We start from the raw sequence: 15950 nt of genomic DNA, 5'->3' as shown, positions 1-15950 counted from the left end.
ACCTGGTTGTCGATCTCGCCTCGCTCGACGTAGGCCACGACCTTTTCGGCCAGCGACGGCGCCAGCAGGAAGCCGTGGCGATACAAGCCGTTGGTGGCGACGCGGCGGTTGCCGATGGCGATGCGCGGCAAATTGTCGGGGAAGGCGGGGCGCAGGCCGGCGCCGATCTCGACGATATGCGCCTCGCCGAACGCCGGGTGCACCGCGTAGGCGGCGCTGAGCAGCTCGAGCGCCGAGCGCACCATGACGAGCTCGTCTTCGCTCTCGACGGTGGTGGCCCCCAACATGAAGTGATTGTCTTCACGCGGGATCACATACAGCGGCCAGCGCGGGTGCATCAGCCGCACCGGGCGCGACAGCGTGACTTCGGCGGTCTTGATCACCACCATCTCGCCCTTGACGCCGCGTAGTTCCGGCGCCTTGTCGCGCGCCGCCATGCCGCGGCAATCGATCACCAGGCCGTCGAGGTCCTCGGGAGTTATCTCCGACTCGAAGTGGATCGTGCCGCCGGCCTCGACCAGCCGCTTGTGCAACTGCGCCAGCACCAGCCGCGGTTCGACATGGCCTTCGTCGGGGAAGTACAAGCCTTCGCGGAACCGGCCGGCCAGCGCCGGTTCGAGTTCGGCGACGCCGTCTGCGTCGAGCCGGCGATGGCCGGTGGTCATCTTGGCGAAGCGTTCGAAATCGGCGCGGTCGCGCGGATGCGCCACCACCAGCGAGCCGTTGAACGCGGTCTCAGGGAATTCCTTGCGCCACATCTCGAGCGAGCGCAGGCCCATTTCGCCGACCATCGGCTCAGCGCCTTCGGCCTCGCAATAGGGCGCCAGCATGCCGCCGGCCCAATGGCTGGTGGCCTGCGTCATCGCCTTGTCGCCGCGCTCATACAAGGTGACCTTGCGGCCAGCCCGCGCCAGCAGCAGCGCCTGCCAGGCGCCGGAGATGCCGGCGCCGATCACGGACGCCGGAGCGTCCTTGCGCAGGTCGGGCTTCTGGCTGCGCAGCGCGGCAGCGGCCACGTCCGAACCGGGCGCGGGCGACGTCGCCGTGGCTGCAGACGCATATACGGATGGATGAGCGGATTCGGCCCCGCGATGGCCTTCAAGTCTCTGATGCATCCCTGTCCCTTCGCCGGCATGACCCGGATCAGGTTCAAAGGGTCACTGCGGTCCCGCTCAGCTTCAATCCGACAAACGGTTGATGCGGCAAGCTTGCAGTATCTCAGCTCCTCGTCGGAGCCCCCCTCGGAACGAATCCAATGTAGGCCGATCACCTGCGGTGTCAACGTGCCTTTCGGTCGGCCCTGTTCCCTCGGCCTGTGCCGGCACCGGGTGTCCTGCACCTCAGCTCTGCGCCGGGATTTACTTCAAATTATCCGGCCACGTGTTTGATCCCGGAACCCGATCCGTGCCCGGACATCGCCAATGACGATCCTCACTGCCGAGACCACCAATTCGGCCGGTACGCGGCACAGTTTGCTGCCGTTGTGGGTCGGTCTCGTGGTCTACGCGGTGCTGATGAGCGTCGGTGACCGGCTGCTCAACGATCCGGACACGCTGTGGCAGATCACGCTCGGCCAGTGGATCATCGATCATCGCGCCGTGCCGCATAGCGATGTGTACTCCTTCACGATGGCGGGGCAGCCCTGGATCTCGACGCAATGGCTGGCGCAGGTGCTGCTCGCGGTCAGCTACACGGTCGGCGGCTGGGCCGGCCCCGTGGTGGTGGCGGCGGGCTCGCTGGGACTGACGCTGGCGCTGTTCGCACGCGCGCTCGGCCGCCGGCTGCGCGACAGCACCACGCTGGTGTTCGTGATCGCCGCGGTGATCCTGATGGCGCCGCACATGGTGGCGCGGCCGCACGTGATGGCGATGCCGGTGATGGTCGCGTGGGTGGCCGGACTGATGAACGCGGCGGACCGCCGCGCCGCGCCGTCGCTTTGGCTGCTGCCGCTGATCGCGCTGTGGGCCAACCTGCACGGCGGCTTCGTGCTCGGCATCGCGCTGGTCGCGCCGATCGGCCTCGACGCGGCGCTGGGCGCGCCCGCGCGGCGCTGGTCGCTGTTGCTGCGCTGGGCCGGGTTCGGCGTGCTGGCGCTGATCGTGAGCTTCGCCAATCCCTACGGCTGGGAAGCCATCCTGGCGTCGCGCCGGATTCTCGATCTCGGTGCGGCGCTGGCGACGATCGGCGAATGGGCTCCGACGGATTTCTCGCGGTTCGGTCCGCTCGAACTCGTGCTGCTGGCGGGTCTCGGCCTGGCGCTGTGGCGCGGCGTGACGTTGCCGCCGATGCGCATCCTGATGCTGCTCGGACTGCTGCACATGGCGCTGAGCGCCAACCGTAATCTCGAGGTGCTCGCGCTACTCGCGCCGCTCATCGTGGCGGCGCCGCTGGCGCGGCAGATCGGCGGCGTCGAGACGGCAGACGGAGCGCCGGCGCAGCCGGCGTTCAGTGTCGTCGCGACTGCGCTGAGCCTGGCGATCGCGGGCACGCTGGCGTTCGCGACCCTGCACTCGTTCGCGCCGCCGCGCGAACAGACGCCGGCCGAGGCGGTGGCGAAGCTGAAGACGCTCGGCGTGCAGCGCGTGTTCAACGACTACGACTTCGGCGGTTATCTGATCGCGTCCGGGGTGTCGCCATTCATCGACGGCCGCACCGAACTCTATGGCGAGCGCTTCGTCGTCGAGCAGAACGCCGCCGTGCGGCTGCGCCCGCCGGAGAAACTGTTCCGCCTGCTCGACGATTACAACATCGACGCTACGCTGCTACGCACCGAGGATGGCGCCACCAGGCTGCTCGATCATGTCGATGGCTGGGAGAAGGTTTACAGCGACGACGTCGCGACGATCCACGTGCGCAAGCCTGGCGCCGCCCACACTGCCGAGCCGAAGGTCGATCCGGCTCGCTGAGCGGCTAGGCGGACTCGTCCGTCGCCGCGCTCGGCAGCGGCAGCGTCATCCGCACGATCAGTCCATGCGGCACGCGGTCGTGCAGCGACAATTCACCGCCGTGGCTCTGGGCAATGGCGCGCGCGATCGACAGGCCGAGCCCGAAGCCGGAGGCCTCGTTCATGTTGCGGGCGTCGTCGCCGCGCACGAACGGTTCGATCACGCGGGCCTTGCGGGTGTCGGGAATACCGGGCCCGTCGTCCTCGACGTCGATCACCAGCCGGTCCGGGGAGGCGTCGAGCCGTACGATCGTCTGTTTGCCGTAGCGCACCGCATTGTCGATCAGGTTGGTGACGGCGCGATGCAGGTCGTCCGGACGGGCCAGCGCTTCGACGTGTTCCGGTCCTTGATACGACACACAATGACCGAGATCGGCGAACTGATCGGCGATCGAATGCAGCGCGCTGGCGAGGTCGATCCGCGTCTTGGCTTCCCGATTGTGCCCGTCGCGCAGGAACGACAGCACCGCGTCCAGCATCGAGCGCATCTGGTCGAGATCGCGCAGCATGTGTTCGCGCTGGGAATTGTCCTCGATGAATTCGCTGCGCAGCCGCAGCCGGGTGATCGGCGTGCGCAGATCGTGGCCGATCGCCGCCAGCGTGCGGGTGCGGTCGTCGATCAGCGCAGTGATCCGGCTGCGCGAGCGGTTGAGCGCCCGCGCCAGGGCGCGGATCTCGTCGGGGCCGCTCTCGCGCAGCGGCTCGTCGCTACCGTCGAGTTTGAAGTTCTCCGCCGACTTCGCGAAGGTCGATAGCGGCGTCGACAACGCGCGATCGGCCCATAGAGCGAAGATCGCCAGGCTGACGACGACGCCAACCAGCGCCGTCATCCACGGGCCGCCCCAGAATGGCGGCCGGCTGCGATGCTCCGGAATCGCCGCGACGATCGTCGCGCCGTCCGGCAGGCCGATCGCCGCCTTGGGCTCGCCGCGCGGTTCTTCGACCGCGAACACCCGCGCCAGCGGCCCCAGTTCGCGCGCAACTTCGTTCAGAGCATGCGGCGTGTGGGTGGCGCGCGGCGGAACGGCGCCGGGGTCGCGCAGGCTCATTTCGAGGTGAGGGAAGGCGGCGTCGATCTGCTTCACCAGCAGTGGACGTTGCTCGGCAGGCGTCGTCGCGATCAGCAGCACCGAGAGTTCGAACTGGCGACGCTGATGATCGTTCGGGCCGAACTGGCTCGGCCCGCGCAGCAGGAACGTGGTGGCGATCAGCATCTGCGTGCCGACCAGCGATACCAGGACAAGCAGCGCAATCTGGCCGCGCAGCCCGTTGATACGCACACCGGAAAGCACCTTGGAGATCACGGTCGGGCCCGGTTGCGCTCAGACCGGCTCGACGGTCGGCGTGAACGTGTAGCCGCCGGACCGCACCGTCTTGATGATCGTGATGTTCTGCGGATCGGGCTCGATCTTGCGGCGGATGCGGCTGACCAGCACGTCGATCGAGCGTTCGAACGATCCGGCGTTGCGGCCGTGGGTGAGGTCGAGCAGCGCCTCGCGCGACAGCACGCGGCCTGGCCGCTCGCAGAACGCCTGCAGCAGGTCGAACTCGGCGCTGGTCATGGCCACCAGGGCGCCGTCGGGATTGCGTAGTTCGCGCAGCCGAAAATCGATGCGCCAGCCGAGGAAGCTCATCGCACTGGCGCCGTTGATGGCGCTGGCGGCGTTGGCGAAGGCCTGCCGCCGCAACACCGAACGAATCCGCGCCAACAGTTCGCGCGGATTGAAGGGCTTGGCGAGATAATCGTCGGCGCCCATTTCGAGGCCGAGGATGCGGTCGACATCGTCGCCGCGCGCCGTCAGCATGATGATCGGCAGATGCGAACTGGTGCGCAGCCGGCGGCACAGGCTGAGCCCGTCTTCGCCGGGAAGCATCACGTCCAGCACGACGAGGTCGACGCGCTGGTCGGCGAGGCGGCCGTCCATCTCGCGGCCGTCCTGGGCGGTGACGACGTGGCAGTCGTTAGCGCGCAGATACTTGGCGATCAGCGCACGTGTTTCACGGTCGTCCTCGACGACGAGGACATGGGGCGGGGCTTGAGTCATGGGCGCCGTTGTCCGACAAATTCGCAGCGGGCGGGGAGCTTTTTTGTTTCCGGATATTTCCACGCCGGGCTTTGTCATCAGTGGAAACGAAGCCGCGGATGCCGGGAACATCTCGTTAATCTCATTAACCATAACGTCCAGCGGCATCAAAGCACTTCGGGGGTCACATGACCGCTATCTCCTCGCTTTCAACCAGCAGCTATCTTTCGCCGCTCCAGCAACTGCAGAAGGAGCTGGCCGCTGAACTATCCGCCGGTCAGATCAGCTCGTCGGATGCATCGTCGATGTCGACCGCGCTGAACGACATCGACTCCGCGCTGCAGGGCGGCAGCCCGGCCGATGCCGGCGGCACGCAGACGCCCGGCGACATGAAGTCGAAGATCGACGACCTGATCTCCAAGGAGGTGTCGAACGGCACCCTGACGACCGACCAGGCAGAGAAGCTGAAGAACGTCTTCGCTCAGACCTTCGGGCAGGGGCCGGGCGGCCCTGGCGGTCCTGGCGGTCCGCCGCCGGACGGCGCCACCGCGTCCGACTCCAGTTCGTCGGCCTCGTCGTCGGACGGAACTGGAAGCGTCGACGATTTGGTGAAGCAGTTCCTCGAACTGCTGCAGCAGCAGAACCAGTCGTCATCTGCGAATTCGTACGGTTCCGCGGGAACAACTACCAACGCTGCCTCGTTCTCGGCTCTGCTCGTGGACTACAAGACCTGACGTGTGACGCCGTCTGGAACCAAGAACCCCGCTTCGGAAACGAAGCGGGGTTTTTCTTGCGCGGTGTCTTCGCTCGCACCGTCGCGGCGTCTTGCCGCGCTTGCGAACGCTGCCGAACCACGCAGCTGGCGGCTGTGACGTTTTGGTGCGTAGTTGACGTCAATAAAGCGATCCATCGCCGGAACTGGTCGCAATGATGCCCGTTCAATGGGGACCATTCACAAGCCACGGAGGGCTCTACCCAATGAAGAAGACCAGCACCGTTCTCGCCGGCCTGCTCGGCTCCACCCTGATCGCGACCGCCGCTTTCGCGCAGTCGCCGGCCGCCACCGAGAACTCGATGTCGAAGACCACCGCCGCTCCGGCCGCGAGCTCGATGTCGAACGCCGGTGAGTGGCGCGCTTCGAAGATGGTCGGTCTGAACGTGTATAACCAGGCCAACGAGAAGCTCGGCGACATCTCCGAGGTCCTGCTCGACAAGTCCGGCAAAGTCCATGCGGTGGTGATCGGCGTCGGCGGCTTCCTCGGCGTCGGCCAGCGCGACGTCGCCGTGGCGTTCGACAAGCTGAAGTTCGTCGACACCCCGGTCCAGTCGAACACCGCGGCCAACGCCCCGGCCGGCGCGGGTTCGACCACCACCACTGGCTCGACGGCGACCACCACCACGACGACGGCCAACACCACGAACAGCACCGCGGAGCGGATGTATCCGGACCACGCGGTGTTCAACGCCACCAAGGACGAGCTGAAGGCGATGCCGGAATTCAAGTACGGCCGCTCGTAAGCTGACCGTCTGATCCGGGCCTGCGGACGGCGACTGTCCGCAGGGACCGGATCGCGTATGAGCCGGGTGACCTTGGGTCACCCGGCTTTTGCGTTTGGGATCAGCTCAGGGGTTCTTCAGCTTGGTAATCGTCACTTCGAGGATGCCGTTGGCTTCCGCGGTGACGCGTAGCATCGAGGAGTCGAAGGCGACGTCGGTCAGCCTCAGGCTGGAGATCTCTGATGAGATCCGCAGGCCGTCCTCGTTGCGCTGATAGCTCGCGATCACTGCGCCGATGCGGCGCTGCACGTTTGACGATTCCGGTTTCAGATCGAACACTGCGCGCTCGATGATCGCCTTCTGCAGATAGGGCACCGCCGCACGGGCAGCTTCGCCGAGCAGGCCGAATGCCGCCTCTGACTCGACGGCGAGCTGAACGTCGGCGAGCCGCAGCGTCTGGTCTTCCTGATTGAGCACCGGGCGACCCCAGATGTGCAGCGTCGCTTCGCCGCCGAACATGCCGAACAGGCCTTTGCTTTCCTTCGCATCGACCAGCATCGATACCAGCAGGCGGTCGCCGCTCGCCGCGACGTTGACGCGCTTGACGGTGACGGCCGCCGAGCCGCCGTTCTCCGGAAAGGTGCGGCCGACGAACTGCGGCTCGATGACCCGGCTCAGCTCCTGAAACGGAATGTCGATCGGCACCGCGACCTTCACGCCGGTGCTGTTCGGCGCGATCATTTCCAGCGAGGTCGGGAACGGGCACTCCGGCTTGGTCGGCGCGGTGGTGATGCGGCTGTCGGCGACGATGCCGAGCGTCAGCGCCACCGTCGCGGCGTCGATCTGCGGCTGTGCGGCGAGGGCGCGGGTCGGCCGCAGTTCCAGCCAGAAGCCGTTCGGCACGCCGGCGCCCTGAAGCGGGATCGAGCGACAGATCCGCGCCCATTCACGCCGCGCACTACGCTCAAGCGCGCCGTCGCTGCGGATGGTCTGCTGCAGTTGCGCGACCTGCTCGTTGACCGCCTTGTCGATCACCGGCTTGACCTGCGCGGGGACGTTGATGCGCGCACCGGCGACCGCGACATTGGAGTCGGACAGCAGCACCTGGGCGCTGAGATTGGGATCGACGTGCCAGTCCGGCAGCACCTTCGGCCGCGCCGTGATGGCGATCATGCCCTTGATATCGCCGCTGGCGCTGAGCGACTTGATGTTGACGCCGACCTGCTTGGCGATCTTGTCGCCGAACAGCTTGCCGAGCGTATCACCGACTTTGTTCTGCGTGTTGGCCGAGAGCGAACCCTTCGCCGACATCGTGCCGGTCAGCGGGGCGGTGACCGTGACCTGCTCCGCAGCGCCTTTTACGGCGACGGCGCCGCGTGTGACGCTCCAGGAAATGTCGGCGTTCTGCACGAGCTGCGGCGCCGGATTGTCCGCCTTGCCACCGAAGGTGCGCGGCGCCGTGCGGTCGACAAGATCGCGGATCGCCGTGAGTGGCACCGAGACCGGCACCACGACAGAGGACTGACGAATGGGCGGCAACGGCGGTAGCGCCTGCAAGGTCGGCGGACTGATCGCGCGCGGCGTCAACAGGTCGAACGCCTTCAGCGTGACTCCGAACGAGATCGCAATGATCGCGGCGCCAATCAGGATAGTCTTGAAACGCATTTAATCCCCGGTCCGAAACGGCCGGACCATACAGGGCGGCGCTCGGGGACGCCAGCAGGAGCGGCCTCGGAGCCCCCGCCGGTTCATGAAAACGCGGCAATGTCGCCACCGCTCCGCCGCCGCCGTGTCACAAGGGCCACGGCGGCAACGTCGCGACACGAAAAAAACAACGGCGCGGACCGCCGCGCCGTTCTGGTTCGCCGTGTCGCTCGGCTGCTAACCGCGGCGCCCGCTGCTGTTGTCGGCCCGGCGCGAGTCGGGCAGCACGATCACCTTGGCGCCGACGCTGACCCGGGAGTACAGGTCGCTGACGTCGTCATTGGTCAGCCGGATGCAGCCGGACGAGACGTGCGTGCCGATCGTCGACGGCGCGTTGGTGCCATGGATGCGGTAGATCGTCCCACCCAGATACATCGCGCGGGCGCCGAGCGGATTACCGGGGCCGCCGGCCATATGCCGCGGCAGATAGGGCTGGCGAGCGATCATCTCCGGCGGTGGCGTCCAGTCGGGCCACTCCGCCTTCTTGGTGATCGATTGCACGCCCGACCAGGTGAAGCCATCGCGGCCGACGCCGATGCCGTAGCGCAGCGCCCGGCCGTTGCCGAGCACGTAGTAGAGATAAGTGTTCGGCGTATCGATGATGAGCGTACCGGGCGCCTCGCGGGTGGCGTAGCTGACGATCTGGCGCTTCAGCCGGGCCGGCAGCTCGGTCACCGGGGAGGCATCCTCGTCCTGCGGCGCGGCCTGAACCGCGGGCATGCTCTGCTCCGTGGGCGCGTAGGCCATCGGCTGAATTGCCGCCGGCTGCGGCAGGAAGGGCAGGAACGGGAAGGGCAGCGGCTGGGTGGCATTCGCCGGACCGGCGAGGGCCACGATCGCGACGGCCGCCGCGGCGGCGGAACGGCCGGCAATCCTGAAATGGGTCATCGGTGACTCCCTGCTCTGTACGCCTGTTCTGATCGCCAGCGCCTTTTCGGCGGCTTGTTGGCGCTATCAGTAGCGCGGGACCGGTTTCAGGACGTTTTCGTCGAGCGCCCAATTTGGTTTCGTCGCGGTAGGGATTTGTTTCGCCTGTGGTGGCCGGACACCGGCTTGTGCAGGGCGCTTTCTCTCGTTTGATCGGGCGCAATTCCGGCCGGCCTGCCTGCCGATAAGCCCGAGCCGCCGCGAGGTGCGGGTTTGCTGGGGGAGTTTGCGACATGGCGACGGTGAAGTTCTACGGCAACGAGACGGTGCCGCTCGAGATGCACAAGGTGCGGATCGTGCAGAAGCTCAGCCTGCCGCCGGTCGAGCGCCGCCTCGAGAAGATCACCGAGGCCGGCAACAACACCTTCCTGCTCAAGAACGACGACGTCTTCCTCGACATGCTGACGGATAGCGGCGTCAACGCGATGAGCGACCGCCAGCAGGCGGCGATGCTGGTCGCCGACGACAGCTACGCCGGCAGCGCGACCTACACCCGGCTGGAGACCAAGCTGCGCGAGATCTTCGGCATGAACTACTTCCTGCCGACGCATCAGGGTCGCGCCTGCGAGCACATCCTCGCCAAGGTGTTCGTCTCGCCCGGCAAGGTGGTGCCGATGAATTATCACTTCACCACCACAAAGGCGCACATCACGCTGCAGGGCGGCACGGTCGAAGAACTGGTGACCGACGCCGGGCTGGAAGTCGTCAGCGCCAATCCGTTCAAGGGCAACATGGACATCGCCAAGCTGCGCGCGGCGATCGCGCAGCACGGCGCGGACAAGATCGGCTTCGTCCGGATGGAAAGCGGCACCAATCTGATCGGCGGTCAGCCGGTGTCGCTGCAGAACCTCGCCGACGTCAGCAACGTCTGCAAGGAGCACGGCATCCCGCTGGTGCTCGACGCCAGCCTGCTGGCCGACAATCTGTACTTCAACAAGACCCGCGAAGATCACTGCAAGAGCCTGTCGATCCGCGAGATTACCCGCCGCACCGCCGACCTCTGCGACATCATCTATTTCTCGGCCCGCAAGCTCGGCTGCGCCCGCGGCGGCGGCATCTGCATCCGCGACTGCGCGCTGTACGAGAAGATGCGGCCGCTGGTGCCGCTCTACGAAGGCTTCCTCACCTATGGCGGCATGTCGGTGCGCGAGATGGAAGCGCTCGCGGTCGGTCTCGACGAGACCATGGACGAGGAGATGATCAACCAGGGGCCGATGTTCATCGGCTTCATGGTCGAGCAATTGCAGGAGCGCGGCGTGCCGGTGATCACCCCGGCCGGCGGCCTCGGCTGCCACATCGACGCCAAGCGCTTCGTCGATCACATCCCGCAATCGCAATATCCGGCCGGCGCGCTGGCGAGCGCGCTGTACATTGCTTCCGGCATCCGCGGCATGGAGCGTGGCACGCTGTCCGAACAGCGCGAGCCCGACGGCACCGAGATCTTCGCCAATATGGAGCTGGTTCGGCTGGCGATGCCGCGCCGCGTGTTCACGCTGTCGCAGGTCAAATACGCCGTCGACCGCATCGCCTGGCTCTACGCCAATCGCAAGCTGATCGGCGGTCTGACCTTCGTCGAGGAGCCCGAAGTGCTGCGGTTCTTCTACGGGGTCTTGAAGCCGGTGTCGGACTGGCAGAACCACCTCGTCGCCAAATTCCGCGAGGACTTTGGCGATAGTTTGTAAGGGCGGACCCGGACCCACTATCGTCATTGCGAGCGAAGCGAAGCAATCCAGTTTGGTGCATTGAGCTGGATTGCTTCGTCGCGTCGCTCCTCGCAATGACGAAGACGTTAGGGCGGGTCACGGCGAAGCGCTCCAGCCGGTGTGCTTCGTTGTCGGGCGGAAGTGACTCGTTCCGGCGCATCGCTGCGATTTTCGGAACCTGCGATTCCCGAATGCGTTGCTCAGTCGGCAACATCAGGAGGTCAGCATGGCTGCGAAGAAGACCACCAAGAAGACGACGACCGCCCGTGGTCGCAAGCAGGATCGGGCGCGCGTTGCCGGCGGGCAGGACTACGAAGTCCGCTACGAAGCTAAGAAGACCGGCCGCTCGGCGCCGGCGGTGAAGAAGGCCGTCAAGAAAGTCGGCAACGTCCGCAAGAAAGTCGAGAAGAAACTGACGAAGAAGAGCTAAGCAGGAAATCTGCACTGCGGCGCCGTGTATCCGGTGCCGCAGTGCATTGCAGACGTCTGCCGCGCGAGTCGCCGTTGGCTGGTGAACCCAAGTGCACGCTTCGGCCGTGGGGAGACGTCGAAGACTTCACCCCTCAGTGCAACGAGGCAACGTCCGCGCGACGGCCGTATCGTCCCGCGGAGGCAGAGCGCAGAGCCAGTTGACTCTGCCATACATTTCGATAAATCTCGATATATGGAAACAGAGCAGGCCATCTTGGCTCTCGGTGCATTGGCGCAGCCGACGCGGCTGGAGGCGTTCCGGTTGCTGGCGTCGCACGAGCCGGACGGGTTGGCGGCCGGGGCGATCGCCGAGGCGCTGGCGGTGCCGCAGAACACGCTGTCGTCGCATCTGGCGGTGCTGGCACGGGCAGGGCTGATCCGGTCGCAGCGGCGCAGCCGGTCGATCGTGTACCGCGCCGATCTCGCGCGCTTTCAGCAGGTCGCGCTGTTCCTGATCAAGGATTGCTGCGGCGGCCGGCCGGACTTGTGCGCGCCACTGCTTGCAGACCTGCAGCCGTGCTGTCCGCCGGCATCCAAATCCACGCGCCGCAAGGCCGCCGCATCGAGCTGAAGAGACATCATGGACGTCATCATCTATCACAACCCCGCCTGCGGCACATCGCGCAACACGCTCGGGCTGATCCGCAATGCTGGGATCGAGCCGCACGTGATCGAGTATCTGAAGTGCCCGCCGAGCCGCACGCTGCTGGCGCAACTGATCGCGCGCGCCGGCCTGACGCCGCGGCAGGCACTGCGCCAGAAGGGCACGCCTTACGCCGAGCTGAAGCTGGACGATCCGTCGCTGAGCGACGACGCACTGCTCGACGCGATGATCGCCCATCCGATCCTGATCGAGCGGCCGCTGGTGGTGACGCCGAACGGCGTGCGGCTGTGTCGGCCGTCCGAAGAGGTGATCGACCTGCTTCCGCCGCAGCGCGGCGAGTTCTTCAAGGAAGACGGCGAGCAGGTGATCGATGAACACGGCCGGCGGGTGGCGACGGTGTGACGCTTTCTCTCGTCATCGCGAGCGAAGCGAAGCAATCCAGACTCCGGGCACCGAGCTGGATTGCTTCGTCGCTCCGCTCCTCGCAATGACGAAGATGAAAGCAAGGCGACGCAACTTTGTATCACGTCATCGCCCGGCTTGACCGGGCGACCCAGTATTCTAGAGCGCAGCGGCCGAGCGCTGGCGCTCTGGAATACTGGGTCCCCGCTTTCGCGGGGATGACGGTTGTTAGTTTGGTTGGCGGAGCGGCCAATGGGTCGTTCGAGAGAACAGTCTAGAGCGATCAGTCCAGAGAACGGTTTAGAGAACAGCTCATGTCCACCTTCGAACGCTATCTCACTGTCTGGGTCGCGCTGTGCATCATCGTCGGCATCGCGCTCGGCCATGTCATGCCGGGGGCTTTTCACGCGATCGGCGCGGCGGAGATCGCGCGGGTCAATCTGCCGGTGGCGGCGCTGATCTGGCTGATGATCATTCCGATGCTGGTGAAGATCGACTTCGCCGCGCTCGGACGCGTGCGCGAGCATTGGCGCGGCATCGGCGTGACGCTGTTCATCAACTGGGCGGTGAAGCCGTTCTCGATGGCGGCGCTGGCCTGGCTTTTCGTCGGCTGGCTGTTTCGCGCTTATCTGCCAGCCGAGCAGATCAATTCCTACATCGCCGGGCTGATCATCCTGGCGGCGGCGCCGTGCACCGCGATGGTGTTCGTATGGTCGAACCTGACCCGCGGCGAGCCGCATTTCACGCTGAGTCAGGTGGCGCTGAACGACACCATCATGGTGTTCGCCTTCGCGCCGATCGTCGGGCTGCTGCTCGGACTGTCGGCCATCACCGTGCCGTGGGACACGCTGGTGCTGTCGGTGGTGCTCTACATCGTGGTTCCGGTGATCATCGCGCAGCTGCTGCGACGGCGCGTGCTGGCGTCGGGCGGCGATGCGGGATTGCAGCGGCTGCTGGGTGTGTTCCAGCCGCTATCGCTGGTGGCGCTGCTGGCGACGCTGGTGCTGCTGTTCGGCTTTCAGGGCGAGCAGATCATCCGGCAGCCGCTGGTGATCGCGCTGCTGGCGGTGCCGATCCTGATCCAGGTGTATTTCAACGCCGGCCTCGCTTATCTGCTCAACCGCCTGAGCGGCGAGCAGCACTGCGTCGCCGGTCCGTCGGCGCTGATCGGCGCCAGTAATTTCTTCGAACTCGCGGTCGCCGCCGCGATCAGCCTGTTCGGGTTCGAATCCGGCGCCGCGCTCGCCACCGTGGTGGGCGTGCTGATCGAGGTGCCGGTGATGCTCACCGTCGTGGCGATCGTCAACCGCTCGAAGCGCTGGTACGAATCCGGTGCTTCGGAGGCGGCGAAGCCGTCAGTCTAGCGCAGCGCCAGTCCGGTCGCGGCTTCCAGCTCGGCAATTGCCTGCGCCGCGCTGGTCACCTTGATGGTGGTCATGCCCATTTCGCGCGCCGGCTTCAGGTTGACGCCGAGGTCGTCGAGATAGACGCAGCGCTTCGGATCGACGCCGAGCTTGTCGGTCATCATCTGATAGATCCGCGGATCGGGCTTGCGCAGCCCGATCTTGGCCGACTCGATGACGTGATCGAACAGCTTCATCACTTCGGCGACGTAGAGCGTGCGGCCTGAGGCCGAGCCGATCGCGTTCGCGGGCAGGTTGTTGGTAATGCAGCCGGTCTTGCAGGTCTGCTTCACGCGGCGCAGCGCCTCGACCATGTCGGGCCGCAGGTCGCCGAACAACAGCGCGATCACGTCCTTGCCGCGGACCTCGGCGCCGAGCGCCCGCGACTCCGCGGCGAACAACTCGTCGAACGCGTCGAGATCGATCTCGGCGCGTTCGAACTTGGCCCAGGCGTTCTCGAGATGATTGGCGGCGTTGGTTCGGCGGATGACGTCGGCGGGCAGGCCGCGCTCCTGTTCGAAGCGCGCGAACGCCTCGAAGGGCGAACTCGTGAGCACTCCGCCGAAATCCCAGATCACCGCCTCGATCATCGCGTTCCATCTCCCCGCTTTTGTTTGGCCGACCGCTAGCACGCGGCCGGCGGCGGCACTAGCCCAGCGAGCGTCGTGGGGAACCGGTGGCCTTTGGCTCTGATCCCGTGCGATAGAATTCGCGATCTGAAAACGGGAACTTCTGTGACCCCACATCCACACTCGTTCGGCATTGTCGTCAGGTTGCACAACTGCAGCTGTTCGTCCCGATCGTGACCCTCTAGGTTGATTCCTGAAGCGGGCCAGTGATGGCACCGTGAGGTGCGGGGTGCGACGTGCAAGACCGGCGAGTTGCCGACGACCGAAGGTCGCGGCTTGAAGCTGCTGAGTTGATTCGAGTTCGTGGGCGGCGGCGCGCCCTCGTGTCGGTCCTGATGGCCACGACGGCGCTGTTCGCAGCCGGCAAGCCGGCCCACGCCCAGCAGGTCTGGGTCGGCACCGACCAGCAGTACAACACGGCGTCCAATTGGAGCGGTCCCGCGGTGGTGCCCGACACCGGCTCGACCGCAGTGTTCACCAACAACGGCGCGTCGACGCTGTTGGTGCTGTCGGTCACCCGCAGCCCAGACGGCTTCACGTTCGACGCAGGGGCGCCCACCTATACGATCGGCATCACGGGAGGCGGCCAGCTCAACATGAGCAGCGCCGGCATCGTCAACAATTCCGGCAATGCCCAGAACCTCCTCATCGGGTCAGGCAGTCAGGTCGATTTTCTTCAATCGAGCACCGCGGGCAATGCGACCATCACGACTCAGAGTGGGGGGACGTTGCTGTTCAGCCAGTTCTCGTCGGGGGGCACGGCCGCAATCGTAAATAACGGCACGACGTTGTTGCGAACCGCCTCGGGCGCGATCTCGGTCGGATCTCTGTCGGGCAGCGGATTCGTTGCGGCATCGGTCGTACCCGGCGTTCCGGTGCAGAGCCTGACAGTCGGCAGCCTGAACACGTCGACGCTATTCTCGGGCACGTTCCTCGACAACGGGGCCCAATTCGCGCTGGCCAAGACCGGCACCGGAACGCTGACGCTGACGGGTGATAATTTTTACACCGGAGGCACCACGATCTCGGGCGGAACGCTGCAGCTCGGCAACGGCGGCATCAGCGGCTCGATCACCGGCGACATCACCAACAATGCGACGCTGGCCGTCAACCGAAGCAGCGGCATGAGCCTGGGCGGCGTGATCTCGGGGACGGGCGACCTGGTCAAGCTCGGCGGCGGCATTCTGGCGCTGCTCGGCGAGAACACCTACACGGGCGGCACGACGATTTCGGCCGGCACGCTGCGGGTCGGCAACGGTGCCACCAGTGGTTCGATCGTGGGCGACGTCCTCAACAACGGTGTGCTGGAGTTCAATCGGTTCGACTCGATCGGCTTTAGCGGCGTGATCTCCGGCACCGGCAGCGTCACCAAGCTCGGCAGCAATGCGATGCTGCTGGGCGGGGACAACACCTACACCGGCGGCACGACGATCAGCGGCGGTTATCTGCAGATCGGCAACGGCGGCACTACCGGGTCGATCGTCGGCGACGTCTTCAATAACGGGACGTTGGAATTCGCGCGTTCCGACGCCTATACATTCGGTGGCGCTATTTCCGGCACCGGCAATCTGATCAGCTTCGGCGGCAGTGCCGGCACTGGCGTTTTAACGTTGACGGGAGCCAATACTTACACCGGGGGCAC

At 65.9% G+C, this 15950-nt stretch carries 15 protein-coding genes and 1 riboswitch; of the genes, 9 read left to right on the top strand and 6 right to left on the bottom strand.

Annotation, left to right across the window (positions count from 1 at the left end):
* Positions 1–1115, bottom strand: a 1115-nt coding sequence (locus ACOJTD_RS00715; protein WP_420131031.1) for an FAD-dependent oxidoreductase, incomplete at its 3' end; no start/stop codon positions are given.
* Positions 1104–1252: riboswitch (TPP riboswitch) on the bottom strand. Its footprint overlaps the gene before it by 12 nt.
* 169 nt (positions 1253–1421) lie before the next feature.
* On the opposite strand from ACOJTD_RS00715, the gene ACOJTD_RS00710 reads away from it, so the two are divergent.
* Positions 1422–2906 carry a hypothetical protein gene (locus ACOJTD_RS00710; protein WP_420131030.1) on the top strand — a complete coding sequence of 495 codons (1485 nt, stop codon included), beginning with the start codon at positions 1422–1424 and terminating at the stop codon, positions 2904–2906.
* A 4-nt stretch (positions 2907–2910) separates the two neighbouring features.
* On the opposite strand, the gene ACOJTD_RS00705 is transcribed toward ACOJTD_RS00710, so the two are convergent.
* Both ACOJTD_RS00705 and ACOJTD_RS00700 read right to left on the bottom strand, forming a co-directional pair.
* Positions 2911–4248, bottom strand: coding sequence for an ATP-binding protein (locus tag ACOJTD_RS00705; protein WP_420131029.1), 1338 nt, complete (start codon positions 4246–4248; stop codon positions 2911–2913).
* Between the two features lie 18 nt (positions 4249–4266).
* Entirely contained in the window at positions 4267–4989 is a 723-nt protein-coding gene (locus ACOJTD_RS00700) for a response regulator (protein WP_420131028.1), read from the bottom strand.
* Between the two features lie 167 nt (positions 4990–5156).
* On the opposite strand from ACOJTD_RS00700, the gene ACOJTD_RS00695 reads away from it, so the two are divergent.
* Positions 5157–5702, top strand: coding sequence for a hypothetical protein (locus ACOJTD_RS00695; protein ID WP_420131027.1), 546 nt, complete (start codon positions 5157–5159; stop codon positions 5700–5702).
* A 244-nt stretch (positions 5703–5946) separates the two neighbouring features.
* Positions 5947–6486: a PRC-barrel domain-containing protein gene (locus ACOJTD_RS00690; protein ID WP_420131026.1), complete on the top strand. Its 540-nt coding sequence runs from the start codon at positions 5947–5949 to the stop codon at positions 6484–6486.
* 105 nt (positions 6487–6591) lie between these two features.
* Here the strand turns inward: ACOJTD_RS00690 and ACOJTD_RS00685 are convergent, their stop codons facing one another.
* Positions 6592–8130 (bottom strand): DUF4403 family protein, encoded by a 1539-nt coding sequence (locus ACOJTD_RS00685; RefSeq protein WP_420131025.1) that lies wholly within the window; start codon positions 8128–8130, stop codon positions 6592–6594.
* Positions 8131–8346: 216 nt separating this feature from the next.
* Positions 8347–9057: a L,D-transpeptidase gene (locus ACOJTD_RS00680; RefSeq protein ID WP_420131024.1), complete on the bottom strand. Its 711-nt coding sequence runs from the start codon at positions 9055–9057 to the stop codon at positions 8347–8349.
* A 272-nt stretch (positions 9058–9329) separates the two neighbouring features.
* On the opposite strand from ACOJTD_RS00680, the gene ACOJTD_RS00675 reads away from it, so the two are divergent.
* The 5 genes from ACOJTD_RS00675 to arsB all read left to right on the top strand — a co-directional run bounded on the left by ACOJTD_RS00675 (position 9330) and on the right by arsB (position 13640).
* Positions 9330–10778, top strand: coding sequence for a tryptophanase (locus ACOJTD_RS00675; protein ID WP_420131023.1), 1449 nt, complete (start codon positions 9330–9332; stop codon positions 10776–10778).
* Between the two features lie 247 nt (positions 10779–11025).
* Positions 11026–11229 carry a DUF3606 domain-containing protein gene (locus tag ACOJTD_RS00670; RefSeq protein ID WP_420131022.1) on the top strand — a complete coding sequence of 68 codons (204 nt, stop codon included), beginning with the start codon at positions 11026–11028 and terminating at the stop codon, positions 11227–11229.
* A 234-nt stretch (positions 11230–11463) separates the two neighbouring features.
* Positions 11464–11841 carry an ArsR/SmtB family transcription factor gene (locus ACOJTD_RS00665; RefSeq protein WP_420131021.1) on the top strand — a complete coding sequence of 126 codons (378 nt, stop codon included), beginning with the start codon at positions 11464–11466 and terminating at the stop codon, positions 11839–11841.
* Positions 11842–11850: 9 nt separating this feature from the next.
* Positions 11851–12276: an arsenate reductase (glutaredoxin) gene (arsC, locus tag ACOJTD_RS00660; protein WP_420131020.1), complete on the top strand. Its 426-nt coding sequence runs from the start codon at positions 11851–11853 to the stop codon at positions 12274–12276.
* Between the two features lie 314 nt (positions 12277–12590).
* On the top strand, positions 12591–13640 hold the full coding sequence (gene arsB / locus ACOJTD_RS00655) for an ACR3 family arsenite efflux transporter (protein WP_420131019.1): 1050 nt from the start codon (positions 12591–12593) through the stop codon (positions 13638–13640).
* Here arsB and ACOJTD_RS00650 read toward each other — a convergent pair.
* The gene (locus tag ACOJTD_RS00650; RefSeq protein WP_420131018.1) at positions 13637–14269 is read right to left on the bottom strand and encodes an HAD-IA family hydrolase; all 633 of its coding nucleotides are present in this window, start codon (positions 14267–14269) and stop codon (positions 13637–13639) included. The genes arsB and ACOJTD_RS00650 overlap by 4 nt on opposite strands.
* Before the next feature lie 362 nt (positions 14270–14631).
* On the opposite strand from ACOJTD_RS00650, the gene ACOJTD_RS00645 reads away from it, so the two are divergent.
* Positions 14632–15950: autotransporter-associated beta strand repeat-containing protein (locus tag ACOJTD_RS00645; protein WP_420131017.1), on the top strand; the 1319-nt coding region annotated here is incomplete at its 3' end.

The sequence above is a fragment of the Rhodopseudomonas sp. genome (assembly GCF_048594845.1).
GTDB lineage: Bacteria > Pseudomonadota > Alphaproteobacteria > Rhizobiales > Xanthobacteraceae > Rhodopseudomonas.
This window is presented reverse-complemented; position numbering and strand designations above follow the sequence as displayed.